The following is a 25,034-nucleotide window of genomic DNA, read 5'->3' as shown; positions in this document are numbered from 1 at the left end:
GCCGACCCCTTGCCGCCACAAGGCGACAAGCCTGCAAAATGCCTTTCGCCCGGCAGGAATCCAGCCTATGGCCATGTTTATGGCGGTTCTTACCGTAGAGTTCAGCCTGGAAGGCAACGACAATCTCAAGGCCAAGCGCCGCGTTGCCAACAGCCTGAAACAGAAAACCAGAAACAAATTTAATGTAGCCATAGCCGAAGCGGGAACAGAAGACAGTCTCTCCCGCCTGCGGCTAGCAGTGGTATCCATTTCCAACAGCGAGACCCATCTGCGCAGCCGCATGGACAAATGCGCGCTCATGATGGAAGCGGTCTGCCCCGAGGAAATGACGGATAGCCAGGTGGAGATATATGCAGCGGACTGAACTCATTCCCCCGCAATTCCGCGAAGGTGCGGAACGCATGGCCGAAGCTCTTCGCCATGTGGATCAGGTTATTGTGGCCGCCCATGTGAATCCTGACGGTGATGCTGCAGGCGCGGTGGCGGCTGCTGGGCATATTCTGCGCTCCATGGGCAAGGAATTCATGCTCTACGCCCAGCCAGGCTTGCCGGGATATCTGGATTTTTTTTCCACGCCGGGCTTTGTGCACACAACGCTGGAGCATCCGCCCTTCAAGCCGCGCTGCGCGGTGCTGCTTGACTGCGGCGAACCCGAACGCCTTGGGCGCGAGCTGGCGGGTCGCCTGCCGGATATGCAAACCCTGAATATTGACCATCACCTCGGCGGCAACGGCATGGGGAACGTGGCAAACTGGGTTGAACCCCAGGCAGCGGCCACAGCCCAGCTCATGGCCTATGTGGCCCTGGCCGCAGGCCTGCCCCTTACTGGCGATCTGGCAAACGCCCTGGCCCTTGGCATCATTACCGACACTGGCGGCTTCTGCCACGGCAATACCAGCGCCGAGGTGCTCTACCTCACGGCCCATCTGGTTGAGCATGGCTGTAATATTGCCCAGTTGCGCGAACATCTTGAAAACAGCTGGAGCCGTGGCCGCCTGACCCTCTGGGGCCAGCTTTTGCAGCGGGCGCACCTTGAGCGCAACGGCAGCGTCTGTTTTTGTCCAGTCTATCTTGAAGACCTGCGCAAATGCGGGGCGCTGAAGGAAGACCTCGAAGGCTTTGTGGAACAACTGCGCCGTTTGCGCGGCGTTCAGGTGGCCGCGGTGCTGCGGGAGGATTCCCCGGCCTGCTGCAAATTCAGCCTGCGCTCCTATGGCGCGGTAGACGTGCGCGCCGCAGCGGCCAGACTTGGCGGCGGCGGGCACCGCAATGCTGCGGGCGGCACCGTGAGGGCAGATATGGACGCGGCAAGCGCCCAGCTGCTTGCTGCCATTGCCCAAGAACTGGACGCCGAAGCTCTGGGTTCGTCCGGCGAGTAACAGTTTTCTGCTTTTTTCTCGGTTTTGGCTCCCCCAGTGGCCTTTGTCGCCGATATTTTTTTGACTTATGCCCGCTCTGCGGCTATGGTTGCAACTTGCGTATGAGTATGACCACAGCGGCTGTTGCCGCACCCAGCACCCCAGACCGGCAGCCGGCAAAAAGCTCCGGGGCGGCCCAGTTGCCCCAGCAGCACGGCATTCTGGTGTTGCGCAAGCCCTCCGGCCCCACCTCGGCCCGTTGCCTCACGGCTATCAAACGCCTTGGGCAAAAAAAGATCGGGCATGCAGGCACTCTTGATCCTTTGGCATCAGGAGTTCTGCTTGTTTTGCTGGGACAGGCCACCAAGCTTTCAGGCCATCTGCTGGCTGGCGGCGGCAAGGTTTACAGCGGCACGTTGCGGCTGGGACAGGCCACCGACACATGGGATATTGAAGGCAAAGTTGTGGCCGAAGCGCCGTGGGAGCATGTGAGCGAAGCTGACGTGCGCCGCGAGGTCGCCGCATGGCTTGAGCTTACCGAGCAGGCCGTGCCGCCCTATTCAGCGGCCAAGCACGAAGGCCAGCCGCTCTACAAACTGGCGCGCAAGGGTGTGGAAGCCCCTGCCAAGGTCAAACGCATAAAAATTTCGCAGGCGGAAACACTCGAGGTGAGTCTTCCGTTTGTGAGCTTTCGGGTCGCTTGCAGTTCTGGCACCTATATACGCTCCCTGGCCCACAGCTTGGGGACGCGCTTAGGGTGTGGAGCCGTGCTCACAGAACTGACCCGGGAGTATAGTCACCCCTTCGGCCTCGATGTGGCCCGCGATCCTGCGGACTTCACGGCTGATCCCGCCCTGTTGCCGGGTTGCGTGCGTCCCATTGCGGAAGCACTGCCCCACTGGCGCAAGGTAGATCTCACGCCGGATGAAGCCGCTCGTGTGCGCAACGGCATAGCCGTGCCATGCCGCCCGGAAGCACCCGCGCAAGTGGATGCCCCCGAGCCGGGCGCGACAGATGCCGAGCCTGCGGAAGGCTTTGCGCTGCTGCTTGAACAGGGCACTGCCCTGGCTCTGGCGCAGCTCGAAACCACGCCCGCTGGCCCATGTTGGACCGTGTTGCGGGGACTTTGGAACTAACCCCGACTATCAAGGAGTACTGCTGTGGTAATGGATGCCAGCGACAAGAAAACGGTTATTGATGCCCACGCCAAACATGAAGGCGACACCGGTTCCCCGGAAGTTCAGGTGGCTCTGCTCACCGCCCGTATTGAAGACCTCACCGGTCACTTCAAAGAACACAAGAAGGACTTCCACTCCCGCACTGGTCTGCTCAAGCTGGTTGGCCGCCGTCGCAACATTCTGAACTATCTGAAGAAGAAAGACGTTCAGCGTTACCGCGCTCTTATCGAAAAGCTCGGTCTGCGCAAGTAAGACTTCTGTCGCGCAAGGGGGAGCCAGCGCTCCCCCTTGTTGCTTGAATCAACCCCATCGAGGGTACAAAACGCGAAGAAGGGGGGTCCGGGAAAATCAGGCAGAGGCCAATGGCCGAGGATCTGCCCGCTTTTGCCGGAATCCCCTTCGCACGACGCAAAGGATTTTTTATGTATCAAGATATTTTTGAACCCATCAGGGTTACAGCCATGGTCGGCGGCAAGGAAGTTATCCTTGAAACAGGCCGTATGGCCAATCAGGCCCACGGTTCTGTGTGGATTCAGTGCGGCGGTACCGTGGTACTCGTCACCGTGTGCTCGCAGACACTTGAATTCGACAAGGGATTCTTCCCCCTTACCGTTGAATACTCCGAAAAAATGTACGCCGCTGGCCGCATCCCCGGCAGCTTTTTCCGCCGCGAAATCGGCCGTCCTTCCGAGCGTGAAACCCTGGTTTCCCGCCTGATCGACCGCCCGCTGCGTCCGCTCTTCCCCAAGAAGGGCCTGAACGAAGACGTGCAGGTTCTTGCCAGCGTCATTTCTGCCGATCAGGTGAACGACTCCGATGTGCTGGCGCTTACGGGCGCTTCCGCCGCTGTCATGCTTTCGCCCCTGCCCTTTGACGGCCCTGTGGCCGGTGGCCGCATTGGCCGTATCAATGGGCAGTTTGTGCTGAACCCCACCTTTGAGCAGCAGGAACAGAGCGACCTCAACATCGTGTTTGCCGCCTCCGCCGATGCGCTCACCATGGTGGAAGGCGAAGCCCGCTTTGTGCCCGAAGAAGTCATCATCGACGCTCTTGAATGGGGCCGCCAGCAGATTCAGCCCCTGGTTGAAGCCCAGCTCAAGCTGCGCGAACTTGCCGGCAAGCCCAAGATGGCCTTTACCCCCCACGCCGACGACCCGGTTCTGGTTGCCCGCGTGAAGGAACTGGCCCTTGCCGCTGGCCTGGAAGAAGCCCTGCGCGTGCCTGAAAAGATGGCCCGCAAGGACGCCCGCAAGGCCGTGAAAGAAAAGGTCATGGAAAACCTCAAGAGCGATCCGGCCTGGGCCGAAAACGACGCCGCGCTCAAGAGCGTGGGCGACATGCTCTCCGACCTGGAAAAGAAGCTGGTGCGCGCACGTATTGTCAACGAAGGCACGCGCATTGACGGCCGCGACACCAAGACCGTGCGCCCCATCCAGATCCAGACCGGCCTGCTGCCCCGCGCCCACGGCTCCGCCCTGTTCCGCCGTGGCGAAACCAAGTCCATGGTTGTGACGACCCTTGGTTCTTCCACTGACGAACAGCGCATGGATTCGCTCACCGGCGACGTGACCAAGCGCTTTATGCTGCACTACAACTTCCCGCCTTTCTCTGTGGGCGAGGTCAAGCCCGTGCGCGTTTCGCGCCGCGAAATCGGCCACGGCGCCCTGGCTGAAAAGTCCCTGCGCCCCGTGCTGCCCGCTGACGCTGATTTTCCCTTTACCCTGCGCGTTGTGTCCGAGACTCTCGAATCCAACGGCTCCTCCTCTATGGCTGCCGTGTGCGGCGGCTCGCTTTCCCTCATGGATGCGGGCGTGCCCATCAGCGCCCCTGTGGCCGGTGTAGCCATGGGCCTCATCAAGGAAGGCGACAAGTTCATCGTGCTCACCGACATTCTTGGTGACGAAGACGCCCTCGGCGACATGGACTTCAAGATCGCAGGTACCGCTGAAGGCGTGACCGGCGTGCAGATGGACATCAAGATCACCGGCCTCACCACCGAGATCATGCGCGCCGCCATGAAGCAGGCCCATGAAGGCCGCCATCACATTCTGGAAGAAATGGCGAAGGCCATTGGCGAACCGCGCAAGGAACTTTCGCGCTTTGCCCCCCAGCATGCCGAAGTGTTCGTGAATCCGGACATCATCCGCCTCATCATTGGCCCCGGCGGCAAGAACATCAAGGCCATCACCGCAGCTACAGGCGCATCTGTGGACATTGAAGATACGGGCCGCGTGTCCATCTTCGCCCCCACGGCTGAAGCCCTGGAAAAAGCCCGCGAAATGGTTTCGTACTATGACCAGCGCCCCGACCTCGGCAAGAACTATCTTGCCAAGGTGCGCAAAATCATGGAAATCGGCGCCATCGTGGAAGTGCTGCCCAATGTGGAAGCCCTTGTGCACGTGTCGCAGCTTGACGTTAACCGCGTGGAACAGCCCGGCGACGTCGCTCGCCTTGGCGAAGACATGATGGTCAAGGTCATTGAAATCAACGGCGACCGCATCCGCGCCAGCCGCAAGGCCGTGCTGCTTGAAGAACAGGGGCACCCCTGGAATCCCGAAGAAACCGCCCGTCCTCCCCGTTCCGACAGGGGCGACCGTGGCGACAGAAATGGCCGTGGTGACCGTGGCGGGCGTGACCGCCGCGACCGTGGCGACAGACGTTAAATTGTATTGCGCGCTGGCCGGACACCCTCCGGCCAGCGCCCTGACCGCGCGATGAAAGGAATATTTCATGGCCAAAAAAGCTGAAAACAAGATTCAGGCTGCCGAAACCGAAGCCGAAGAATGGGTTCGCGTTGACAGCGAAGGCAATCCTCTTGCCGATCAGGCTCCTACTGCCGAAGAGCTGGAAGCCAAACTGGCTGCCGCCAACCGTGGACATACAGAAACCCTTGGCGATGCCTGGGCTGTACTGACGGGGCAAAATCCCGCCGCCATCATGGGCCAGATTGCCACCACCGTCATGCACGACGGCGGCACCCGCCCCTCCTGGCAGTGGAAACGTGACGGCAAGGATCACATTCTGCTGGCATGGCCGCAGGATCAGCCCGTGAGGGCTGCCGTGCTTGTGGCTGGCGAGGAAGGGGAAAAACTTGCCCCAGTTACCGCCACCCCCCTGCTTGAAGGGCTGCCCAACGACCTCACGGTTGACAACGTGCACCCCTGGCAGACCGGCGTTGAGGCCAACGTGGCCGTGACCATGCTTGAAGGTAAAAACCCCATGTGGTTTTACGACCCGTTGTATGGACGCGACAAGGACGACCTCACCCCCGGCGTCATGCACACATTTTTGCTGGCTGGCCTTGCCCTTGCCCTGCGCAAGGCCCTGCTGGACGAAATCACCATCACCCAGGGCGTGCGCTACGAGGCCTATGCCGAGGCATGGCTTGCCGAAAATCCCGGCAAAACCCGCCTTGACGTGCCGCCCCTCAAGGTGAGCGTCAGCAATCGTCACCTCATCATGCCTGGCCGTAATTTCTGCGAATACCAGATGCGCGCCACCATTGAAGAAGTGAAGGACTGCCAGCTTGAAAAAATGCCCGTAAAGCTGCTCTACCTCAGCTTTCCCTTTGAGGACAGGCAGCCTATGCGTCTGGCTGTTTACGCCTCCAAGATGGTTCTGGGCGACTACGAACCAGAAGCGGGACACGAAATTGATGCCTATGTATGGCTGCAAGGCCGTATCATTGACATTGACCAGGGACCGCAGCAATAATCTTCTGAAGGGCCGCGCCACGGGCGCGGCCCTTCACCCCTCTGTGCGGAGCCGCCTTGCCGCCAGCTATGAAGCGGCCCGTTTCAGAACGATCAGCCCCATCGGGGCCACTGCGACCTGGGATTGCACCATCCGCAAGCCGACAACAGGTCAGACCAGATCCACTATTCCCCCCTCAGTCGGCATCAACGGGCACCTTGTGCCGTGATGCCTGATGTGCCGTTCCGTATTGCAGCATTTTTGCTTGAGATTGCTCAGGTTACTGCGTGAGCAGATGCCCGCCACCAAGGCAACGCAGCTATGGACAATGTTCGGCAACTTCGGAAAACAGCGCCGTACTCACGCCGCATTGAGCAGGGGACATATGCAAGAAGCCCATTTCGCCGCGCCCTTCATGGGCACAGGGCAGTGCCTCGACACCCTTAACCGGGTGTTGGCCGCCCTATCGCCGGGCCATTCCTTTCACGATTCTCTACAGGAGCTGCTGGCGGCTCTTGCAGAAGACATGCACTTCGACAGGCCCCACATCGTGGTTCAGGATCCCGAAAGCGGCGAGCTCAAGCTCTCGCTTTCCTACGGCCCTGCGGACGCGCCCGAGGCCGCCTATGAACCGGGATCAGGCATCACTGGTCAGGTTTTTGCCGAGGGCAGGCCCATAATTGTTTCATGCATGCAGGGTCGGCCAGACTTTCAGAACCGCCTTTTTGGCCGCAGCCAGGAAGAAATGGCGCGGCTGGCATTCATAAGCGTGCCGGTGCGCGTTGAAAATGCCGACCAGACGGAAGTTATCGGCACCCTGAGCGCCGATACCCCCACCGCCCCGGAATCAGAACTGGATCTGCGCTGCCGCTTTCTCGAAACAGTAGCCACGCTTGTGGGTCGGCAGGTGGCCCGTTTGCAGGAAGAAATGGCGCGCCAGCATTTCTGCATGCTGCCCGATGAACCTCTTGTCAGCGGCACGCCAGCCTCGGTCATAGCCACCTCCAAGAGCTTGCGGCACGTGCTGCGCCGCCTCACGCAGGCCGGGGCCAGCCGCGCAACCGTGCTGTTGCGCGGGGAGTCGGGCGTGGGCAAAGAACTGATGGCCCAGGCCCTGCACACAGCAAGCCCCAGGCGCGCGCAGCCTCTGGTCATGCTCAACTGCGCCGCCCTGCCCTCAGAGCTCATTGAAGGCGAGCTTTTTGGCTGGCGCAAGGGCGCGTTCACAGGCGCTGTGCAAAACCGCGCCGGGCTTTTCCGCCAAGCAGACAAGGGCACGCTGTTTCTGGACGAAATCGGCGACCTTTCCACCACAGCCCAGGCAAAGGTGCTGCGCGCGCTTCAGGAAGGCGAAATCCAGCCGCTGGGCGATGAACGCCGCTACAAGGTGGACGTACGCCTTGTCTGCGCCACCAACCGCCCGCTGGAAGAGCTGGTGGAGCAGGGGCTGTTCCGCGAGGATCTTTACTACCGCATCAATGTCTTTCCCGTGTTTATTCCCCCGCTGCGCGAAAGACCGGAGGACATTTTGCCCCTCACGGAGCATTTTCTGCGCATGTTCAGCAAGGAATACGACCGCCCGGTACGGCGCATTTCCACGCCTGCCATCGACCTTTTGCTGCAATACCACTGGCCCGGCAACGTGCGTGAGCTGAAAAACGTCATGGAACGCGCCGTGCTTATCTGCGAGGATGCCGTGCTGCGCGCCCATCACCTGCCCAGCACCCTGCAAAGCGCGGAGAGCAGCAGCACCGGCCCCACGGGCGGCGGCCTTGGCTTTAATGAAACCATCGCCAGGGTGGAGCAGGAATTTATTGTGGACGCCCTCAAAAACGCCCGTGGCAACATCCATCAAGCCGCGCGTGATCTGGGCATCACCTACCGCATCATCTATTACAAGATGAAAAAATACGGCATAGATCACCGCAGGTTCGCGCCTTCAAACCCTGCCTAGAACCACAAATCATGCAGGACATGCACACTCCACACCCGGCCGGCAGACTTGTAATCTGCCGGGCCGGGTGTGTTTTTTTTGCGCGGACGCTCAAACCTGTTGGAGGGCAGACAGCACCACTCCAGAGGCGTACAAAAATGTTTTAAAATCTCATGATTTTACAAAATTGTTTTAACATTAGAGCGCAATCTAAAAAATTATCAAATAAATACAAAATATTACAGATAAAATCACCTTGGAACGCCTCTTGCTTACCTATGTGCTGTAGCAAGCAGCGCGGCAACCATGGGGGTGCGCCGCGTCACGTACAGACATACAGACAGTTCCAAGGAGGCTCCACATGTTCAAGAAAACGTTGGCGGCGTTGGCTCTCATGCTCGTCACCCTGTGCGGTTCGCTGAACGCAAAGGCCGCAGAAGACACCATCAAGGTGGGCATTCTGCACTCGCTCTCCGGCACCATGGCCATCAGCGAAACAACGCTGAAAGACGTCATGCTCATGCTCATTGACGAGCAGAACAAAAAAGGCGGCCTGCTGGGCAAGAAGCTGGAACCAGTGGTGGTAGACCCTGCCTCCAACTGGCCCCTCTTTGCAGAAAAGGCCCGCGAGCTGCTGAGCAAGGACAAGGTCGCCGCTGTTTTCGGCTGTTGGACCTCGGTTTCGCGCAAGTCCGTCTTGCCCGTGTTTGAAGAACTCAACGGCCTCCTCTTCTACCCTGTGCAGTACGAAGGCGAAGAATCATCGCGCAACGTCATCTACACCGGCGCGGCCCCGAACCAGCAGGCTATTCCCGCTGTGGACTACCTGATGAACGATCTCGGCGTGAAGCGCTGGGTACTGGCCGGTACGGACTACGTGTTCCCCCGCACCGCCAACAAGATCATCGAAGCCTACCTGATCTCCAAGGGCGTGAAAAAGGAAGATATCCTTATCAACTACACGCCATTCGGTCATTCCGACTGGCAGTCCATCGTTGCTGAAATCAAAAAGTTCGGCAACGCGGGCAAAAAGACCGCTGTGGTTTCCACCCTCAACGGCGATGCAAACGTGCCTTTCTACAAGGAACTTGCCAACCAGGGCATCACGGCCGCCGACATTCCCGTCATGGCTTTCTCCGTGGGTGAAGAAGAACTTTCCGGCATAGACACCAAGCCCCTGGTGGGCCATCTGGCTGCCTGGAACTACTTCATGAGCGTGGACAATCCCGCCAACAAGGCCTTCATCAAAAAGTGGCACGACTTCACCAAGAATCCCAAGCGCGTGACCAACGACCCCATGGAAGCCCACTACATCGGCTTCAACCTGTGGGTGAAGGCTGTTGAAAAGGCCCAGAGCACCGATGTGAACAAGGTCCTGAAGGCCATTGTGGGTCTTGAAACCCCCAACCTCACCGGCGGCATGGCCAAGGTACTGCCCAACCACCACATCACCAAACCCGTGCTGATCGGCGAAATCCAGGCTGACGGCCAGTTCCAGGTGGTCTGGGAAACTCCCTCCGTGGTTCCCGGCGAAGCGTGGTCGCACTACCTGCCCGAATCCAAGGATCTGATCGGCGACTGGACCGACCCCATCAACTGCGGCAACTACAATACCAAGACCAAGAAGTGCGGCGGCGCTTCCAAATAGCCCGCGCAACCGTATGAACCTGCTGCGGGGGCCTCAGCGGCCCCCGCAATCCCCCCACGGCACGTCGGCCAGGGCCAGCGCCCGCGCAGACCCGGCAGACCAGACTAAAGGATATTCCCATGCGCACGGCGCTCTTGCTCTGCTGCCTCATAATTTTCAGCCTGCCTCCCGCAGTGCTGGCGTCCGGACCGGAACCGGACGGGAATGCCGGGGGCGCGGTTTCGACTCCTTCCGCGTCCCCGGTGCTAACTTCGCCATCCATTATTCCAGCCGATCTGCTCAAGGCTCTGGTGAGCCCCAAGGTAGCAGACAGGGATGCGGCCATTGCCGCGCTGGAAAAGGATGACAGCAGCCTTGCCGCGCCACTGCGCGAAAAACTGCTGGAAGCCCTGCTGCGCAATACCCTGCTGGCCGATGCCGCTACAGGAGCGCTCTTTGTGAGCGACGATGCTGGTCAGGCGCGGCCCCTTGACGCCAAAGGCGAACTTGGCGCGGTGCAAAGTGCCGACAGCCTGCGCAAAGTGGGCACAAGCAACCGCCAGCGCCAGCGCATTACGGATATTCTCAACGCTCAGGCTCTTACTTCAACCGACACGGCCAAGCGCCGTCAGGCTTCGGCAGCCCTCATGGACAGCGCCACCCCGCCCCTCAAGGCAGAGGCCCTGAACAAACTGCTGGCTGGTGAAAAAGATGAAGCCGTGCGCGGCAACCTCAACGCAGCTCTTGCCCTGTACGTGGCGGCTGATCCAGCCGCCGTGCGCTCAGACCAGCTTGCCGCCGTCAAAGCCCTGAACAGCAACGGCAGTCCCGCCGCCCTCAACGCCCTGCGCACGCTTGCCGCTTCATCCGACGCGGCTGTGGCCAAGGCTGCGGACGATGCCCTCTATTCCCAGCGCGTTTCCGCCCAGTGGGCGCAGTTCTTTGAAATGCTCTTTTTTGGAACGAGTCTGGGATCCATTCTTGTACTGGCCGCCATTGGTCTTGCCATCACCTTTGGCGTCATGGGCGTCATCAACATGGCCCACGGCGAGCTGATCATGCTTGGGGCCTATACTGCCTGGGGCATGCAGCAGCTCTTGCCGGGCCAGCCCGGCCTTGCTCTCATTCTGGCTGTGCCCGCCGCCTTTCTGGTGAGCGGCGGCACAGGCGTACTGCTTGAAAAGACTGTTATCCGCTTTCTCTACGGTCGCCCGCTGGAAACATTGCTGGCGACATTCGGCATCAGCCTTGTGCTGCAACAAGCCGTGCGCACGGTGTTTTCGCCCCTTAACCGCGCCGTGCAGAATCCGGAATTCATGAGCGGCGTGTGGCAGATCACCCAGCATTTCAGCCTGACCTGCAACCGCGTGTACATCATCCTTTTCTGTCTTGGCGTGTTTGCCCTCATCCATGTGGCCATGCACCGCACCCGGCTGGGGCTTGAAGTGCGCGCCGTATCGCAAAACAGGGCCATTGCCCGCTGCATGGGCATACGCGCCTCGCGCGTGGACGCGCTGACATTCGGCCTTGGCTCCGGCGTGGCGGGCATGGCTGGCGTGGCCTTGAGCCAGGTTTCCAACGTTGGCCCCAATCTGGGCCAGACCTACATTGTGGATTCCTTCATGGTGGTAGTGTTTGGCGGCGTGGGCAACCTCTGGGGAACGCTCACGGGCGGGCTGGCTCTTGGCATTGCCAACAAGTTTCTGGAACCTGCCAGTGGAGCCATGCTTTCCAAGATCATCATTCTGGTCTGCCTTATCCTGTTCATCCAGAAGCGCCCGCGCGGCTTGTTTCCGCAAAAGGGCCGTGCGGTGGAGGCATAAATGGCGACCGATATCTTTGAACGCGAAAGGCTGCTCAACACGCCTACCCGCAATTTTCTGGCTGTTACCGCCCTGCTGTCCCTGGCTGTGGTTGCAGGCAGCCTGCTGCCCGCAGGCAGCGCCCTGCACGTGCCGGGCTACATGGTCACCCTGCTGGGCAAGTATCTGACATATTCCCTGCTGGCCCTTTCCGTTGATCTGGTCTGGGGTTTCATGGGCGTGCTCAGTCTTGGGCACGGCGCGTTTTTCGCCCTTGGGGGTTATGGATTCGGCATGTACCTCATGCGGCAGATAGGCGCACGCGGCGTTTACGGTAACGCCAACCTACCGGACTTCATGGTTTTTCTGAACTGGAAAGAACTGCCATGGTTCTGGCAGGGCAGCGAATACTTTGTGGTGGCAGTGCTGCTGGTGGTGCTGCTGCCCGGCCTGCTGGCCTATGTATTTGGCAGGCTGGCCTTTGGTTCGCGGGTTTCGGGCGTGTATTTTTCCATCATGAGTCAGGCCATGACCTACGCCCTCCTGCTGGCCTTTTTCCGCAACGAAATGGGCTTTGGCGGCAACAACGGCCTTACAGACTTCAAGACCCTGCTGGGCTTCGAATTGCAGACAGACGGCATGCGTACAACCCTGTTTGCCTGCTCCGCCGTGGCGCTTATGGCTGGCTACCTCCTGTGCCGGGCTGTGACGGCGTCGCGCCTTGGGCGCGTGTGCGTGGCCGTGCGCGATGCGGAAAGCCGCGTGCGCTTTATCGGCTACAGGGTGGAGCGGTATCAGGTGGCGGTGTTCACGCTGTCCGCCATTCTGGCGGGCATCGGCGGCGCGCTGTATGTGCCGCAGGTGGGCATCATCAACCCCGGCGAATTTTCGCCCCTCAACTCCATTGAAATTGTGGTCTGGGTGGCGCTGGGGGGCCGGGGACGGCTTTATGGCGCGGTGCTTGGCGCCTTTGCCGTCAATGCCTTCAAAACGTGGTTTACGGCGGTCATGCCCGAGGCGTGGCTGTTTGCCCTTGGCGGAATGTTTGTGCTGGTGACCATCTTCCTGCCGCAGGGTCTGGCGGGCTTGCCCGATCAGTGGCGCAACCGCGCAACACGCGGCGCTATGCCAGGTTCCCCTGCCGATTCCACCAATGAAGGAGGCGCAGCATGAAGACCCAGCAGGATATTTTGCACGGGCGCAGCCTTGAGGATGTGGCAGAAGCCGCCCGCGCCTACGAAGAAACCCACGCCCCCTTTGACAAGCGCCCCATGAAGATGCGCGCCCGGCCCCCGCGACACATGATGTCCAAGCCGGACATCGCGCTGTACATGGAAAAAATCAGCGTGAGTTTTGACGGCTTCAAGGCGCTCAACGATCTGACCTTCTATGTGGACAAGGGCGAACTGCGCTGCGTCATCGGCCCCAACGGCGCGGGCAAGACCACCATGATGGACGTGATCACCGGCAAAACCCGGCCCGACACTGGCTCCGCATGGTTTGGCCGCACCTGCAATCTGCTGCAAATGGACGAAGTCGCCATCGCTCAGGCGGGTATTGGCCGCAAATTCCAGAAGCCCTCGGTGTTCGAGGCCCTGAGCGTGCTGCAGAATCTGGAGCTGGCGCTGGCTGGCGACAAGCGGGTATGGCCTACATTCCGCGCGCGGCTCTCTGCCGACAGCAAGGTCTTTATCGAAGAAGTGCTGCACCGCATCCGTCTGACAGACCTGGCCCGTTTGCAGGCGGGCAAGCTCTCGCACGGGCAAAAGCAGTGGCTTGAAATCGGTATGCTGCTTATGCAGAAGCCCCAGCTTCTGCTGCTGGACGAACCCGTGGCAGGCATGACCCCTGAAGAAATGGACCGCACCATCGAGCTGCTGCATGACCTTGAAGGCGAGCAGAGCATCATGGTGGTGGAGCACGACATGGAATTTGTGCGGGCCATTGCCCACAAGGTCACGGTGCTGCATCAGGGCAGCGTGCTGGCCGAGGGCACCATGGACGAAATGCAGAACCACCCCGCCGTGGTGGAGGCCTATCTGGGCGAACCGCTGGGCGCGGCCTAGCGCCTGCACGGCCCTGGCCTGCCGCTGGCTGATCTTGGGCTGATTTTAGGCTGGACGACCGCTGCAAACTGCCAATTTTCGAGCCTCATGCTCCGGAGGAGCGTAATGCTGCATATTACAGGTCTCAATCAGTATTATGGCGAAAGCCACATCCTGCGCGACGTCAACCTTGAGGTAAAGGCCGGTTCGTGCGCCTGCCTCATGGGGCGCAACGGCGTGGGCAAAACCACATTGCTTCAATGTATCATGGGCGTGCTGCCCGCACGCTCCGGCCATATTCTCCTTGAAGGAACGGACTTGCTTCCTCTGCCTGTGGAGCGACGGGCGGCCCTGGGTATCGGTTATGTGCCGCAGGGCCGCCAAATCTTCCCCCTGCTGACCGTGCGCGAAAATATGGAGCTTTCCCTGCCCATGCGCAAGGACAAGGCCGGGGCCATTCCTCCCTTCATCTTTGACTTTTTTCCCGTGCTGGGCGAAATGATGCATCGGAGGGGCGGCGATCTTTCCGGCGGGCAGCAGCAACAGCTTGCCATTGCCCGCGCGCTCACGCTGGAGCCGCGCCTGCTCATTCTGGACGAACCAACAGAGGGCATCCAGCCCAATATTGTTCGCGATATCGCCACGACCATTCGCAGACTCAACGAAGAAATGGGCCTTACAGTGCTGCTGGTGGAGCAGAAAGTGCCTTTTGCCCGCCGCATGGCAGATACGTACATGATTATGGATCGCGGCCACATCGTTTCACAGGGGGGCATGCACGGCCTGGACGATGGCACTGTCAAAGCCTTTCTGAGCGTCTGATTCCCGCTACGGGAACAAAAGGAACTGCATGTCTGCCAACCCCGCAAGCCCTGCCGGCAATCTCCACGGTCACTGCTTTACGCCTGACCGCCGCTGGAGCGCACGCATGGATCTGGATTTTGCGGTGCGGCAGGGGCGCACCACGCTGACAAAAATGCAGTTCAGCGGGCCTTTGCGCGTGCAGCGGCCCTTCTATCCCGAAGCCGCGCCCACCAATGCGCCGGGCCGGGCGCAGGCATCCCAGCCCTGCCATTGCTGCCTGCTGCACCCTCCCGGTGGCCTTGTGAGCGGTGATGATCTGAGCCTTAGCGTGCGGCTGGAGCAAGGCGCGCACGCACTGCTCACCGCACCTTCTGCCTCCAAATTCTACGCTGCGGATGCGCATAACGTCGCCCAGCGCCAGACCACAGACCTGAACGTTGCGGGCGGCATGCTGGAATGGCTGCCGCGTGAAACCATCATCTATGACGGCGCGCGGGCCGAAATGCGCACATCGGTGGAGCTGGACAATACCAGCGCCTGCATCGGCTGGGAAATGATCTGCCTTGGCCGCCCTGCCGCCAACGAGAGCTTTACACACGGCAGCGTGCGCCAAAGCCTCATCCTCACTCGCGAGGGTCTGCCCCTGCTGCATGAGGTACTGCGCTTTGAAGGCGGCGATGCCCTGCAAAAATGCGCCTGCGGGCTGGGGGATCAGGCGGTCTCCGCCACCCTTTTTGCTGTGGGGCGAGGAACGGATGACGGACAAGACCTTGCCGCGCTGGAGGCATGCTGCACCACGCTGCAAAACATGCTCTCGCCCATCCGCGATTTTGACGATGCGCCTGAGGGTACTTCTGATGACGCGCCAGCAGAGCAGGCCCCTGCCGTTGGTGGAACTTCCGTCCTGGCCAGGCCCGTTCCCCTGTCTGCCCACATGGGGGAGCGGGCCGGAGCCACCGTGCGCGGCGGGGTGCTTGTGGTGCGCTATCTGGGGCCGGATATGGAAGAAGCGCGCAACCTGTTGCTGACAGCCTGGAACCTGCTGCGACCCGCACTGACCGGCTGCCCACCGCACATGCCGCGCATCTGGTACGGCGCTTTTTAGGGATATTTCTCATAGCCGGGCTGCGATCATTTAATTTTCAAGGAACACTTGCGGCATGCCGCACATACAGGAGGCATCATGGAACTTCTGCCCAGAGAAAAGGACAAGCTGCTGCTTTTCACCGCCGGACTGCTGGCAGAAAGGCGCAAGGCGCGCGGCCTCAAGCTCAATTACCCCGAGGCGGTGGCCTACATCAGTCTGGCCGTGCTTGAAGGCGCGCGCGACGGGCAAAGCGTGGCCGAGCTCATGGGCTCATGCCGCAACCTGCTTACGCGCGAGGACGTCATGGACGGCGTGCCCGAGATGGTCCACGAAGTGCAGGTGGAGGCCACCTTTCCTGACGGCACCAAGCTTGTGACGGTGCACGACCCCATTCTGTAATCAGGGCGCCACGGGCAAGCCGGACACGACAACGAACGCGGCAACGTACACGAACACGCAAGGGGGACGCATGATTCCCGGTGAATTTCATATCGCTGAGGGCGAAATAACCCTCAACGCCCTCTCTGAAGGGCAGGAAGTGGTGCTGGAAGTTTCCAATACCGGCGACAGGCCCATTCAGGTGGGCTCGCACTATCATTTTTTTGAAGTAAACCCGGCCCTGACCTTTGCCCGCGAATCCGCACGCGGCATGCGGCTCGACATACCTGCGGGAACAGCCGTGCGCTTTGAGCCGGGGCAGAAACGCGAGGTGCGCCTTGTGCCCTACGCCGGGGCACGGCGCGTGTTTGGCTTTCGCGCCCAGATCATGGGGGCGCTTGATGCCGAAGCCCCCAGGGAGGAAAAAGCATGATCCGCATTCCCAGAAGCCAGTATGCCGAACTCTACGGCCCCACCACAGGCGACCGCATCCGCCTTGCGGACACGGAACTGTGGATCGAAATCGAGCGCGACCACACCGTCTATGGCGATGAAGTCTGCTTTGGCGGCGGCAAGGTTATTCGCGACGGCATGGGCCAGAGCCAGATCAGCAATGCCGACGGCGCTATGGACACCGTCATCACCAATGCCGTCATCATGGATGCGGCCCTTGGCATCATCAAGGCGGATCTTGGCATACGCGACGGACGCATTGCCGCCATCGGCAAGGCGGGCAACCCCGATGTGCAGCCCGACGTGGATGTGATCATCGGCCCCGGCACGGAGATTATTGCGGGCGAAGGCTGCCTGCTCACCGCTGGCGGCATGGACTCGCACATCCATTTCATCTGCCCGCAACAGGTGGAAGAAGCCCTTGCCAGCGGCATCACCACCATGCTCGGGGGCGGCACCGGCCCTGCTACGGGCACCAACGCCACCACGTGCACTCCCGGCCCCTGGCATCTGGAACGCATGCTGGCCGCCACAGACGCCTTGCCCATGAACTTTGGCTTCTTGGGCAAGGGCAATGCCGCCATGCCCGAGGCCTTGCGCGAGCAGCTCGAGGCAGGCGCTTGCGGCCTGAAACTGCACGAAGACTGGGGCACTACCCCGGCTGCCATAGACACATGCCTTACCGTGGCAGACGAATACGATGTGCAGGTCGCCATCCATACCGACACGCTCAATGAGGCGGGCTTTGTGGAAGACACGCTGGCCGCGTTCCGGGGCCGCACCATCCACACCTATCATACAGAAGGCGCAGGCGGCGGCCACGCTCCCGACATTCTGCGCGCCTGCTCCCTGCCCAACGTACTGCCCTCGTCCACCAATCCCACCCGGCCCTACACCGTGAACACTGTGGACGAACATCTGGACATGCTCATGGTTTGTCACCACCTCAACCCCTCCCTGCCAGAGGACGCGGCCTTTGCCGATTCGCGCATCCGGCGCGAAACCATTGCAGCAGAGGATATCTTGCAGGATATGGGCGTGATCTCCATGATTTCCTCAGACTCGCAGGCCATGGGCCGCGTGGGGGAGGTCATTACCCGCGCGTGGCAGACCGCCCACAAGATGAAAGTGCAGCGCGGCCCCCTGCCCGAGGACCGTGGGCGCGGCAACGACAACTTCCGGGTGCGCCGGTATCTGGCCAAGTACACCTGCAATCCTGCCGTAACCCACGGCCTTTCCCACGCCATTGGCGCAGTGGCCCCCGGCCTTCTGGCCGACCTCGTGCTGTGGAAGCCCGCCTTTTTTGGGGTCAAACCCTCCTTGGTCATCAAGGGCGGGCAGATAGCCGCCGCACCCATGGGCGATGCCAATGCCTCCATTCCCACGCCGCAACCCATGCACTACCGCCCCATGTTTGGCTCACTGGGGCAGGCTGCGGCTGCCGCCAGTCTGAGCTTTGTTTCGCGCGCCTTCATGGAAAACGGCGGCGAGGGACGGCTGCGGGAGCTGGGCCTGCTGCGCGGGCTTTCCTCCTGCCGGGGGACGCGCACCCTGTGCAAGAGCGACCTCCTGCTCAACAGCGCCACCCCGGCGATCTCCGTGAACCCGCAAACGTATGAAGTCCGTGCTGACGGCGAGATACTCACCTGCGCTCCGGCAGAAGTGCTGCCGCTGGCGCAACGGTATTTTTTGTTCTAGGCAACCACCCAAGGAGCGACCATGCTGGAATTTACCGAGAACATGGGGCAGCGCACCAATCTGGAGCCTACGGCCACCCTCACCCTGACCTGGGAGCAGCGCGGCAAGTGCCGTCAGCGGCTTCGGCTGGACAGCGGCGAAGAAGCGGGCCTGTTTCTCACGCGCGGGCAGGTTCTGCGCGAGGGCGATATTCTGCGCGCCGGGGACGTGCTGGCAATCGTGCGCAACGGCGCGGAACCTGTGGTGACGGGCATTGCCCCCAACTGGGAAACCCTGGCCCGCGCCTGCTATCACCTTGGCAACCGCCACGCCGCCTTGCAGCTCGGGCACAAGTGGCTGCGCTTCATGCCCGACCACGTGCTTGAAGAACTGGCGGAAAATCTGGGCCTGCGCCTGCGCCGAGAAAACCTGCCCTTTGTGCCCGAGGGCGGAGCCTACGGCGGCCACGGTCACAGTCATGGCTGAATTGGCTGCCGGACTGGCGACTGAGCCTGCATCCGAGCTGACGCCCCCCGCAAGGGTTCTGGCTGGCGGAACCTGCTTTGCTCAACATGTTCAACAGGGCGCAGCGCATGGGCAGGCGGCGGATGCCGCAGGGCAAACCGGGCCGCATGCTGGCCGTGGCTGTAGCCGCGCGGCATGGAATGGGCCGCAGTTTGGCCTGACAGCCCTGCTCTATCTGGCGGGACAATCCCTGCCCGTGGGCGGTTTTGCATGGTCGCAGGGGCTTGCAGCCGCCGTGGAGCGGGGGCATGCGGCCACTGCGGAAGGCGTGCGTCGCTGGCTTTTGGGCGTGCTGCGCCTCGGTCTTGCGCGCAACGACCTGCCGCTGCTGCTGCGCATGCACGCGGCGGCATCCAGCGCAGATGCCTTTGCGCTGGCCCGCTGGAATGCCCTTATGCTTGCCGGACGCGAAAGCCGCGAACTGTGGCAGGAAGAAATCCAGATGGGGCGCGCCCTGCGCCGCATTTTGAACGATCAGAATATGCTGCCGCACTGGCCTCTGCCAGACAATGCGGGTTACACGGCCTGCTTTGCGGTTGCCGCCGTCATGCTCGACCAGCACGCCCGCAGCATGGAGCCTTTGAGCGACCCTGCCGCGCAACAGCGCGCCGGGGTGGATACGGCCTGCGCCTATGTGTGGAGCTGGCTGCAAAATCAGGTGGCCGTGGCCTGCAAAACAGTGCCTCTGGGCCAGACCGCCGCGCAAAAATTGTTGCTGGAGTTCATGCCTGCCGTGCCGCTACTGGTGGCTCAGGCAGCGGCCCTGCCCGATGAGGACATCGGCTCCAGCCTCCCCGGCCTTGCCCTGTGCAGCGCCGGACACGAACGACAATACACCCGACTTTTCAGGAGTTGAACGTCATGACCAATAGACCCTGCCTGCGAGTGGGCGTTGGCGGCCCTGTGGGTTCCGGCAAAACGGCCCTCTTGCGCCACCTGTGCATGCGCCTTCGCAAGCACTACAACATGGCTGTCGTCACCAACGACATTTACACCCGCGAGGATGCGGAATTTCTGCTGCGCCACAACGCCCTTGAAGCCGACCGCATCATCGGCGTTGAAACGGGCGGCTGCCCGCATACTGCCATCCGCGAAGACGCCTCCATGAACATTCAGGCCATTGAAGAGCTTCAGGCCCGCCATCCCGGCCTTGAGCTGGTGCTGGTGGAAAGCGGCGGGGACAACCTCTCCGCCACGTTCAGCCCGGAACTGGCAGACCTGACCATCTATGTCATCGACGTGAGCGGCGGGGACAAAATCCCGCGCAAGGGCGGCCCCGGCATCACCAAATCCGACCTGCTCATCATCAACAAGGTTGACCTCGCGCCCATGGTGCATGCCTCGCTGGACGTGATGGAGCGGGACACCCGCCGCATGCGCGGCGAACGCCCTTATGTGCTCACAGAGATGCTTTCCGGCGCCGGCATTGAAGCCGTGATCGCCTTTATCATCCGCGAGGGCATGCTACGCCTGCCCGATCAGTCCGTATAAGTGCATTGTCTGCCGCATGCAGACGCAAAAAACGCCCGCTATTGCGGGCGTTTTTAGTATCCATATTTAATGCAAGTGGGCGATTAATCAGTAGCCTGCGCCTTAAGCGCATCGGCCTGCGCCACCGTGCTCAAGGCTTCAATCAGAGGATCAATTTCGCCTTCCATGATGCGATCCAGAGAATACAGGGTCAGGTTGATGCGGTGATCCGTACAACGCCCCTGCGGGAAATTGTAGGTACGGATGCGCTCGGAACGGTCGCCGGAACCCACCTGCGACTTGCGGTCGGCGGAAATTTCCGAATTATAGCGCTCGCGCTCGGCGGCCAGAATGCGTGAGGCAAGCACTTTCATGGCGCGGGCCTTGTTTTTGTGCTGCGAGCGCTCGTCCTGACAGGTCACAACGGTATTGGTGGGCAAGTGCGTGATGCGCACAGCCGATTCGGTCTTGTTGACGTGCTGGCCGCCAGCGCCGGAAGCCCGGTAAATATCGATGCGCAGGTCTTCGGGGCGGATTTCCACGTCCACTTCTTCCGCTTCGGGCATAACGGCCACAGTTGCGGCAGAGGTATGGATGCGGCCCTGAGCTTCTGTGGCGGGCACGCGCTGCACGCGGTGGGTGCCAGCCTCGAACTTGAGGCGGCTGTACACCTTGTTGCCGCTGACAAGGCAGATAACTTCCTTGAGGCCGCCCGATTCTGAGGGCGATTCGCTCATGAGTTCCACCTTCCAGCCCTTAACTTCGGCATAGCGCGAATACATGCGGAACAGATCGGCGGCAAACAGGGCCGCTTCTTCGCCGCCAGTACCGGCTCGAATTTCAAGAATGGTGTTCTTTTCGTCCAGCGGATCCTTGGGCAGCAGCATGAGCTTGAGCTCCTGCTCCACCTCAGGCAGTTCCGTTTCAATGCGGCGCAGGTCTTCCTGGGCAAGCTCGCGCATTTCGGGGTCATCATCGCGCAGCAGCTGCTTGTTTTCGGCCTGTTCCTGCAACAGCGCCTTGTGACGGCGGTACATCTCCACAATGTCGCGCAGATCGGCATGGGCCTTGGTGAGCTTGCGGTAGTGCTCCTGATCGTTGAACACATCCGGCTCAGCCAGGGAATGCTCCAGCTCCATGAATTTCTTTTCCAGACCTTCCAATTTGGCGAACATAGGTGTCTCCAACACGCTGTGGGCGGAAAAAACGAAAATCGGGCGCGCAGCCATGCCGCAAGCAGCATGCCAAGCAACAAGCCCATGTACAGCATCTGCCGCAAAAGCGGCAGAAAAATCGGCAATAAGCGCTATTCCGTGGTGTAGGCTACGGTATGCACCCTCGCACCGTCATCTGGGCCAAGGGCTTCGCGCAAGGCCACCACGGCCACCTCAAGCTGGCTTTCGTCAGGCTCATAGGTGGTGAGCCGCTGGAGGGCCAGCCCCGGCGCGCGCAGCACCGTTGCCAACAGCCCTTCGGGCAGCTTGGCAGCGTAGCGTATAAGCTCATAGGCCAGCGCGCTGATGGGCACCATCAGCAGCAGCTTGACGCCAATGGTGAGAACGTGTTTGGCAACCTCGCCCTGTGGCGTGTAAATGCTCAGCATCAGAGGAACCAGTACCGCATGCAGCAATATGGAAATGCTGATGACAAACAGCAAAAACGTGGTTCCACAACGCGGATGCAGGCGGCTTTTGCCCATGGCGGCGGCAGCGTCCACATCCCCCCCCGCCTCATAGGCGTGGATGGTTTTGTGTTCTGCCCCGTGATACTGAAAAACACGTCGAATATCAGGCACATATGAAATTGCCTTGATATATCCCATGAAGATGCAGCACTTGAAAAAACCGTCCCAGAGGTGGAACGAAAGGCCTTCCACATCGCCTCCAAGGCGAGCCCAGAGCATTACCAGCGAGAGCAGGTGCGGCACAACCACAAAAAGGCCCACTGCCATCAGCAGGGCCAAGATCAGTGTAAGCACCAGATGCCAGCCGGAGATTTCCTCCTGCTCGCTCTGGGCCACAGCTTCAACCGAGCGGTTGAGCGCCTTGATGCCGTTGACCAAGGTTTCCAGCAGCACAGGAAAGCCCCGTACAAAAGGCTTTTTGAGCCAGGGGCTGCGGGTAAGCGAAAACCACGGGCAGCGCATGGCACGAATGACCCCGTCGGTCTGGCGAACAGCCAGTCCGTAGACATCACCGTGACGCATCATCACGCCTTCCATGACGGCCTGCCCGCCCACCGGGGCGCATTCCGCATTCAAAAGAGCGAGGGCAAGCTGCAACACACCGCTCGCGCGCTTTGCGCGCGGGGCGATTTGCTGCGAGCCTGCCCGCCGCGAACTTTCGGGCGTCATGCCAGTGCTGGAGTCCCGGTTAAGGCCCGACCCAAGCTTACTGCTGATCAAACTTGGCGTACTTCTTGCGGAAGCGGTCAATACGACCAGCGGTATCAAGAAAACGCTGCTTGCCGGTGAAGAAAGGATGGCAAGCGGAGCAAACTTCCACGTTAACCTGTTCGCCCTTGGTGGAGAGCACGTGCTCTTCGTTGCCGCAGGCGCAGGTGATGGTGGCGTTGAACACTTTGGGATGGATATCATTTTTCATGGCAGCTACCTCGTGAACGCGGCATAATCCAGCTTTTACAGCAATTCGGACGCCCGCGCGTTTTACCCTTGGCGCGGCGCAGTACCGCACAAGGGCAAGCTATATAGCCCTCTTTTGCGGCTTTGGCAAGTGCGCCGGGCGGGGTTGAGCATAAAATGGCGTTACGGCCTCTTGCGATGGGTCAGCGACAATCCATTTCACGGCCCCTTGCGGGCAATTTGGGGGCAGCCCGGGGCAGCCTTGTGGTTGACGCGGCAAGCAGCTATAAGACCCCCATGCCTAAATCACCCAGACAACGCGCCGACCAGCTTGTATTTGAACAGGGCCTTGCGGAAAGCCGCGAGCAGGCCCGCCGCCTCATCATGGCGGGCAAAATCATCCTTGAGCAGACGGTTCCCGGCGCCCCGCCGCAGGTTGTGCCCAAACCGGGGCATCCTTTTGCTGCGGACACGGTTTTTGCTCTGCTGGAGCCAGAACGCTACGTGAGCCGTGGCGCTTACAAGCTTTTGACCATCCTCGAGCATTTCAAGCTGGATGTGACCGACTTTGTGTGCCTGGACGCGGGCGCTTCCACCGGCGGCTTCACCGACTGCCTGCTGCAACGGGGAGCCAAACGCGTTTATGCTGTGGATGTGGGCAAAAACCAGTTACACGAACGCCTGCGGGCTGATGAAAGGGTGGTAAATCTTGAAGGCGTCAACCTGCGCCATGCGGAGCTGAGCCTTATTCCCGAGATGGTTGATCTGGTGGTCGCGGACGTTTCCTTCATTTCGCTCACCCTCGTGCTGCCCTCGTGCATGCCCTGGCTCAAACCCGGCGGCATGCTCGCCACGCTTATCAAACCCCAGTTTGAGCTTGGCCCCGGCGAAACCGTCAAGGGCGTGGTGCGCGATGAGGCCGCCCGCCAGCGCGCGGTGGACAAGATTCTGCTCTTCACCCAAGCCAATCTGGGTCTTGAATGTCAGGGTGTGCTGCCCGCCGCCATCAAGGGCCCCAAGGGCAATCAGGAATACATGGCCCTGTTTGCGCGGCAGGGTCAGACAAGCGCATAAAGCCGCCTACTCCTCACGATCAGATTCTTTTGCATCCGACGTGTCCGCATCCCCGGCGCTATCCGGGGTAAGCGCGGCAGCTGCCTTTTTTTCCGCAGGAGTAAACAGCCGCCCGCGCTGCACGGCCTTGTTGCCAAAGCGGCTGCGCAGATCGTCCAGCGCGGCATCGAGTTTTTGCCTTCTGGCCTCAACCTGCGGGTCCAGCCCCTGCGTTGCGGGCTTGACTGCGCCCGGCAAGACCAATTGCGCCACAGGCGCGTCAAAACCTGAAACCCCAAGGCCGATAAGCCGCACAGGCTGGGGCAGGGGCAACTCACGCAGCAGGGCGCAGCCCACCTCAAAAATGGTTTCCGTGGCGTTTATGCCCTCCGGCAGTGTGCGCGAGCGGGTAACCTGTCGAAAATCCGTATACTTGACCTTGAGCGTCACCGTGCGGCCCCTGTAGCCGTGCCGCCGCAGCGAAGCGCCCACGCGCTCTGCATGGGCCAGCAGCATGCGCTGCAAAAAATCCCGGTCGCGCGTGTCCTCGGTAAAGGTGCATTCCGCACTTTCGCTCTTGGCGGCGCGCTCAGTTTCTATGCCGCGCGGGTCGCGCCCGTGCACGCGCTCAAACAGCACACCGCCCCACTTACCGTATTTGCGCAGCATAAAATCCAGACTGTAGCGGCGCAACTGCCCCACGGTTCTCACTCCCAGACCTTGCAGACTCTCAACCATGCGCTTGCCCACGCCGGGAATCTTGCCCACGGGCAGGGTCGCCAGAAAGTCGTCCACTTCTTCGGGCCGCAGGATAAACATGCCATCGGGCTTATTGATGTCTGAACAAATCTTGGCAAGAAACTTCACAGGCGCTGCCCCGGCGGAACAGGTAAGGCCGCCCGTGGCCTCGCGCACACGCTCCTTGATGCGCAGAAGCAGCTCTTCCAGAGAGCCAAACAGACGCTCAAGGCCTGTGGCGTCCACATAGGCCTCATCCACGCTGGCCTGCTCCACAAGGGGCGAAAACTCGCCAAGGGCCGCCATGACAGCCCGCGAAAGCTCGGCATAGCGCGAGTGTCGGCCACGCACCACAATGGCCTGCGGGCAGAGCCTGCGGGCTGTTGCCATGGGCATGGCGGAATGCACCCCAAAAACGCGCGCCTCATAAGAACAGGTGGAAACCACGCCCCGCTGCTCGCCGCCCACAATGACGGGCTTGCCGCGCAGGGACGGGTCGTCCATCTGCTCTACCGATGCAAAAAAGGCATCCATGTCTATGTGGATGATCATGGCGGTATTTGATGCTCAACTAGCTATTTTTATTTCAGTTCTGCAACGTTTAAAAAGATGGATTTTGTCCTCTGGCAAGG

At 60.8% G+C, this 25,034-nt stretch carries 25 protein-coding genes; 21 read left to right on the top strand and 4 right to left on the bottom strand.

Translation table 11 applies throughout. From position 1 onward, the window contains the following. Positions 1–73: 73 nt before the first annotated feature. From JMF94_RS01650 to ureG, 20 genes are all read left to right on the top strand, one after another. Entirely contained in the window at positions 74–364 is a 291-nt protein-coding gene (locus JMF94_RS01650; protein ID WP_240823675.1) for a DUF503 domain-containing protein, read from the top strand. Continuing rightward, positions 351–1,379, top strand: a complete 1,029-nt coding sequence (locus JMF94_RS01645; protein WP_240823471.1) for a DHH family phosphoesterase — start codon at positions 351–353, stop codon at positions 1,377–1,379. The genes JMF94_RS01650 and JMF94_RS01645 overlap by 14 nt, the downstream gene beginning before the upstream one ends. A 179-nt stretch (positions 1,380–1,558) precedes the next feature. Then, positions 1,559–2,494, top strand: coding sequence for a tRNA pseudouridine(55) synthase TruB (gene truB / locus JMF94_RS01640; RefSeq protein ID WP_240823674.1), 936 nt, complete (start codon positions 1,559–1,561; stop codon positions 2,492–2,494). Positions 2,495–2,518: 24 nt separating this feature from the next. Then, a complete protein-coding gene (gene rpsO, locus JMF94_RS01635) occupies positions 2,519–2,788 on the top strand; it encodes a 30S ribosomal protein S15 (protein ID WP_022659913.1) in 270 nt (89 codons plus the stop codon). Positions 2,789–2,958: 170 nt separating this feature from the next. After that, positions 2,959–5,199: a polyribonucleotide nucleotidyltransferase gene (gene pnp, locus JMF94_RS01630; protein WP_240823470.1), complete on the top strand. Its 2,241-nt coding sequence runs from the start codon at positions 2,959–2,961 to the stop codon at positions 5,197–5,199. A gap of 67 nt (positions 5,200–5,266) precedes the next feature. After that, on the top strand, positions 5,267–6,250 hold the full coding sequence (locus JMF94_RS01625) for a hypothetical protein (RefSeq protein WP_240823469.1): 984 nt from the start codon (positions 5,267–5,269) through the stop codon (positions 6,248–6,250). Next, the gene (locus tag JMF94_RS01620; protein WP_240823468.1) at positions 6,222–6,458 is read left to right on the top strand and encodes a hypothetical protein; all 237 of its coding nucleotides are present in this window, start codon (positions 6,222–6,224) and stop codon (positions 6,456–6,458) included. The genes JMF94_RS01625 and JMF94_RS01620 overlap by 29 nt, the downstream gene beginning before the upstream one ends. A 156-nt stretch (positions 6,459–6,614) precedes the next feature. Continuing rightward, a complete protein-coding gene (locus tag JMF94_RS01615) occupies positions 6,615–8,183 on the top strand; it encodes a sigma 54-interacting transcriptional regulator (RefSeq protein WP_240823467.1) in 1,569 nt (522 codons plus the stop codon). A gap of 373 nt (positions 8,184–8,556) precedes the next feature. After that, entirely contained in the window at positions 8,557–9,810 is a 1,254-nt protein-coding gene (gene urtA / locus JMF94_RS01610; RefSeq protein ID WP_346770001.1) for an urea ABC transporter substrate-binding protein, read from the top strand. 119 nt (positions 9,811–9,929) lie between these two features. Continuing rightward, positions 9,930–11,612: an urea ABC transporter permease subunit UrtB gene (gene urtB, locus JMF94_RS01605; protein WP_240823465.1), complete on the top strand. Its 1,683-nt coding sequence runs from the start codon at positions 9,930–9,932 to the stop codon at positions 11,610–11,612. Beyond that, complete coding sequence (gene urtC, locus JMF94_RS01600) at positions 11,613–12,764, top strand: urea ABC transporter permease subunit UrtC (RefSeq protein WP_240823464.1); 1,152 nt, start codon at positions 11,613–11,615, stop codon at positions 12,762–12,764. Next, positions 12,761–13,657 carry an urea ABC transporter ATP-binding protein UrtD gene (gene urtD / locus JMF94_RS01595; protein ID WP_240823463.1) on the top strand — a complete coding sequence of 299 codons (897 nt, stop codon included), beginning with the start codon at positions 12,761–12,763 and terminating at the stop codon, positions 13,655–13,657. Before urtC ends, urtD begins: the two co-directional genes overlap by 4 nt. Before the next feature lie 105 nt (positions 13,658–13,762). Further along, positions 13,763–14,458, top strand: coding sequence for an urea ABC transporter ATP-binding subunit UrtE (urtE, locus tag JMF94_RS01590; RefSeq protein WP_240823462.1), 696 nt, complete (start codon positions 13,763–13,765; stop codon positions 14,456–14,458). A 28-nt stretch (positions 14,459–14,486) separates the two neighbouring features. Then, complete coding sequence (locus tag JMF94_RS01585; RefSeq protein WP_240823461.1) at positions 14,487–15,545, top strand: urease accessory protein UreD; 1,059 nt, start codon at positions 14,487–14,489, stop codon at positions 15,543–15,545. A 78-nt stretch (positions 15,546–15,623) separates the two neighbouring features. After that, positions 15,624–15,926, top strand: coding sequence for an urease subunit gamma (gene ureA / locus JMF94_RS01580; protein ID WP_192113509.1), 303 nt, complete (start codon positions 15,624–15,626; stop codon positions 15,924–15,926). Between the two features lie 70 nt (positions 15,927–15,996). Beyond that, the gene (locus tag JMF94_RS01575) at positions 15,997–16,338 is read left to right on the top strand and encodes an urease subunit beta (protein WP_022659923.1); all 342 of its coding nucleotides are present in this window, start codon (positions 15,997–15,999) and stop codon (positions 16,336–16,338) included. After that, positions 16,335–18,056, top strand: a complete 1,722-nt coding sequence (gene ureC / locus JMF94_RS01570) for an urease subunit alpha (protein WP_240823460.1) — start codon at positions 16,335–16,337, stop codon at positions 18,054–18,056. Before JMF94_RS01575 ends, ureC begins: the two co-directional genes overlap by 4 nt. 21 nt (positions 18,057–18,077) lie before the next feature. After that, entirely contained in the window at positions 18,078–18,521 is a 444-nt protein-coding gene (ureE, locus tag JMF94_RS01565; protein WP_192113507.1) for an urease accessory protein UreE, read from the top strand. Beyond that, on the top strand, positions 18,514–19,416 hold the full coding sequence (locus JMF94_RS01560) for an urease accessory UreF family protein (RefSeq protein ID WP_240823459.1): 903 nt from the start codon (positions 18,514–18,516) through the stop codon (positions 19,414–19,416). Before ureE ends, JMF94_RS01560 begins: the two co-directional genes overlap by 8 nt. Positions 19,417–19,421: 5 nt before the next feature. Beyond that, entirely contained in the window at positions 19,422–20,051 is a 630-nt protein-coding gene (gene ureG, locus JMF94_RS01555; protein WP_192113505.1) for an urease accessory protein UreG, read from the top strand. Positions 20,052–20,134: 83 nt separating this feature from the next. Here ureG and prfA read toward each other — a convergent pair whose 3' ends face one another. From prfA to rpmE, 3 genes are all read right to left on the bottom strand, one after another. Then, positions 20,135–21,205 (bottom strand): peptide chain release factor 1, encoded by a 1,071-nt coding sequence (gene prfA, locus JMF94_RS01550; RefSeq protein WP_240823458.1) that lies wholly within the window; start codon positions 21,203–21,205, stop codon positions 20,135–20,137. Between the two features lie 131 nt (positions 21,206–21,336). Further along, positions 21,337–22,251 (bottom strand): DUF1385 domain-containing protein, encoded by a 915-nt coding sequence (locus JMF94_RS01545; protein WP_240823673.1) that lies wholly within the window; start codon positions 22,249–22,251, stop codon positions 21,337–21,339. A 169-nt stretch (positions 22,252–22,420) separates the two neighbouring features. Then, positions 22,421–22,633 (bottom strand): 50S ribosomal protein L31, encoded by a 213-nt coding sequence (gene rpmE, locus JMF94_RS01540; protein WP_192113503.1) that lies wholly within the window; start codon positions 22,631–22,633, stop codon positions 22,421–22,423. Between the two features lie 275 nt (positions 22,634–22,908). Between rpmE and JMF94_RS01535 the strand changes: the two genes are divergently transcribed. Beyond that, complete coding sequence (locus JMF94_RS01535) at positions 22,909–23,685, top strand: TlyA family RNA methyltransferase (protein WP_240823457.1); 777 nt, start codon at positions 22,909–22,911, stop codon at positions 23,683–23,685. Between the two features lie 6 nt (positions 23,686–23,691). On the opposite strand, the gene JMF94_RS01530 is transcribed toward JMF94_RS01535, so the two are convergent. Beyond that, positions 23,692–24,954, bottom strand: coding sequence for a DNA polymerase IV (locus JMF94_RS01530; RefSeq protein WP_240823456.1), 1,263 nt, complete (start codon positions 24,952–24,954; stop codon positions 23,692–23,694). Between the last annotated feature and the right edge of the window lie 80 nt (positions 24,955–25,034).

The sequence above is a fragment of the Desulfovibrio sp. UIB00 genome (assembly GCF_022508225.1).
Lineage (GTDB): Bacteria > Desulfobacterota > Desulfovibrionia > Desulfovibrionales > Desulfovibrionaceae > Desulfovibrio.
Note: the sequence above shows the minus strand (reverse complement) of the source record. Positions and strands in the feature narration are given on the sequence as shown.

What these genes read in the sequence shown, in the direction of transcription:
- JMF94_RS01650 (WP_240823675.1), top strand. Translation starts at nt 74, where the DNA reads ATGTTTATGGCGGTTCTTACCGTAGAGTTCAGCCTGGAAGGCAACGAC.
- JMF94_RS01645 (WP_240823471.1), top strand. Translation starts at nt 351, where the DNA reads ATGCAGCGGACTGAACTCATTCCCCCGCAATTCCGCGAAGGTGCGGAA.
- pnp (WP_240823470.1), top strand. Translation starts at nt 2,959, where the DNA reads ATGTATCAAGATATTTTTGAACCCATCAGGGTTACAGCCATGGTCGGC.
- JMF94_RS01625 (WP_240823469.1), top strand. Translation starts at nt 5,267, where the DNA reads ATGGCCAAAAAAGCTGAAAACAAGATTCAGGCTGCCGAAACCGAAGCC.
- JMF94_RS01615 (WP_240823467.1), top strand. Translation starts at nt 6,615, where the DNA reads ATGCAAGAAGCCCATTTCGCCGCGCCCTTCATGGGCACAGGGCAGTGC.
- urtA (WP_346770001.1), top strand. Translation starts at nt 8,557, where the DNA reads ATGCTCGTCACCCTGTGCGGTTCGCTGAACGCAAAGGCCGCAGAAGAC.
- urtB (WP_240823465.1), top strand. Translation starts at nt 9,930, where the DNA reads ATGCGCACGGCGCTCTTGCTCTGCTGCCTCATAATTTTCAGCCTGCCT.
- urtC (WP_240823464.1), top strand. Translation starts at nt 11,613, where the DNA reads ATGGCGACCGATATCTTTGAACGCGAAAGGCTGCTCAACACGCCTACC.
- urtD (WP_240823463.1), top strand. Translation starts at nt 12,761, where the DNA reads ATGAAGACCCAGCAGGATATTTTGCACGGGCGCAGCCTTGAGGATGTG.
- urtE (WP_240823462.1), top strand. Translation starts at nt 13,763, where the DNA reads ATGCTGCATATTACAGGTCTCAATCAGTATTATGGCGAAAGCCACATC.
- JMF94_RS01585 (WP_240823461.1), top strand. Translation starts at nt 14,487, where the DNA reads ATGTCTGCCAACCCCGCAAGCCCTGCCGGCAATCTCCACGGTCACTGC.
- ureA (WP_192113509.1), top strand. Translation starts at nt 15,624, where the DNA reads ATGGAACTTCTGCCCAGAGAAAAGGACAAGCTGCTGCTTTTCACCGCC.
- JMF94_RS01575 (WP_022659923.1), top strand. Translation starts at nt 15,997, where the DNA reads ATGATTCCCGGTGAATTTCATATCGCTGAGGGCGAAATAACCCTCAAC.
- ureC (WP_240823460.1), top strand. Translation starts at nt 16,335, where the DNA reads ATGATCCGCATTCCCAGAAGCCAGTATGCCGAACTCTACGGCCCCACC.
- ureE (WP_192113507.1), top strand. Translation starts at nt 18,078, where the DNA reads ATGCTGGAATTTACCGAGAACATGGGGCAGCGCACCAATCTGGAGCCT.
- JMF94_RS01560 (WP_240823459.1), top strand. Translation starts at nt 18,514, where the DNA reads ATGGCTGAATTGGCTGCCGGACTGGCGACTGAGCCTGCATCCGAGCTG.
- ureG (WP_192113505.1), top strand. Translation starts at nt 19,422, where the DNA reads ATGACCAATAGACCCTGCCTGCGAGTGGGCGTTGGCGGCCCTGTGGGT.
- prfA (WP_240823458.1), bottom strand. Translation starts at nt 21,205, where the DNA reads ATGTTCGCCAAATTGGAAGGTCTGGAAAAGAAATTCATGGAGCTGGAG.
- JMF94_RS01545 (WP_240823673.1), bottom strand. Translation starts at nt 22,251, where the DNA reads ATGGAAGGCGTGATGATGCGTCACGGTGATGTCTACGGACTGGCTGTT.
- rpmE (WP_192113503.1), bottom strand. Translation starts at nt 22,633, where the DNA reads ATGAAAAATGATATCCATCCCAAAGTGTTCAACGCCACCATCACCTGC.
- JMF94_RS01535 (WP_240823457.1), top strand. Translation starts at nt 22,909, where the DNA reads ATGCCTAAATCACCCAGACAACGCGCCGACCAGCTTGTATTTGAACAG.
- JMF94_RS01530 (WP_240823456.1), bottom strand. Translation starts at nt 24,954, where the DNA reads ATGATCATCCACATAGACATGGATGCCTTTTTTGCATCGGTAGAGCAG.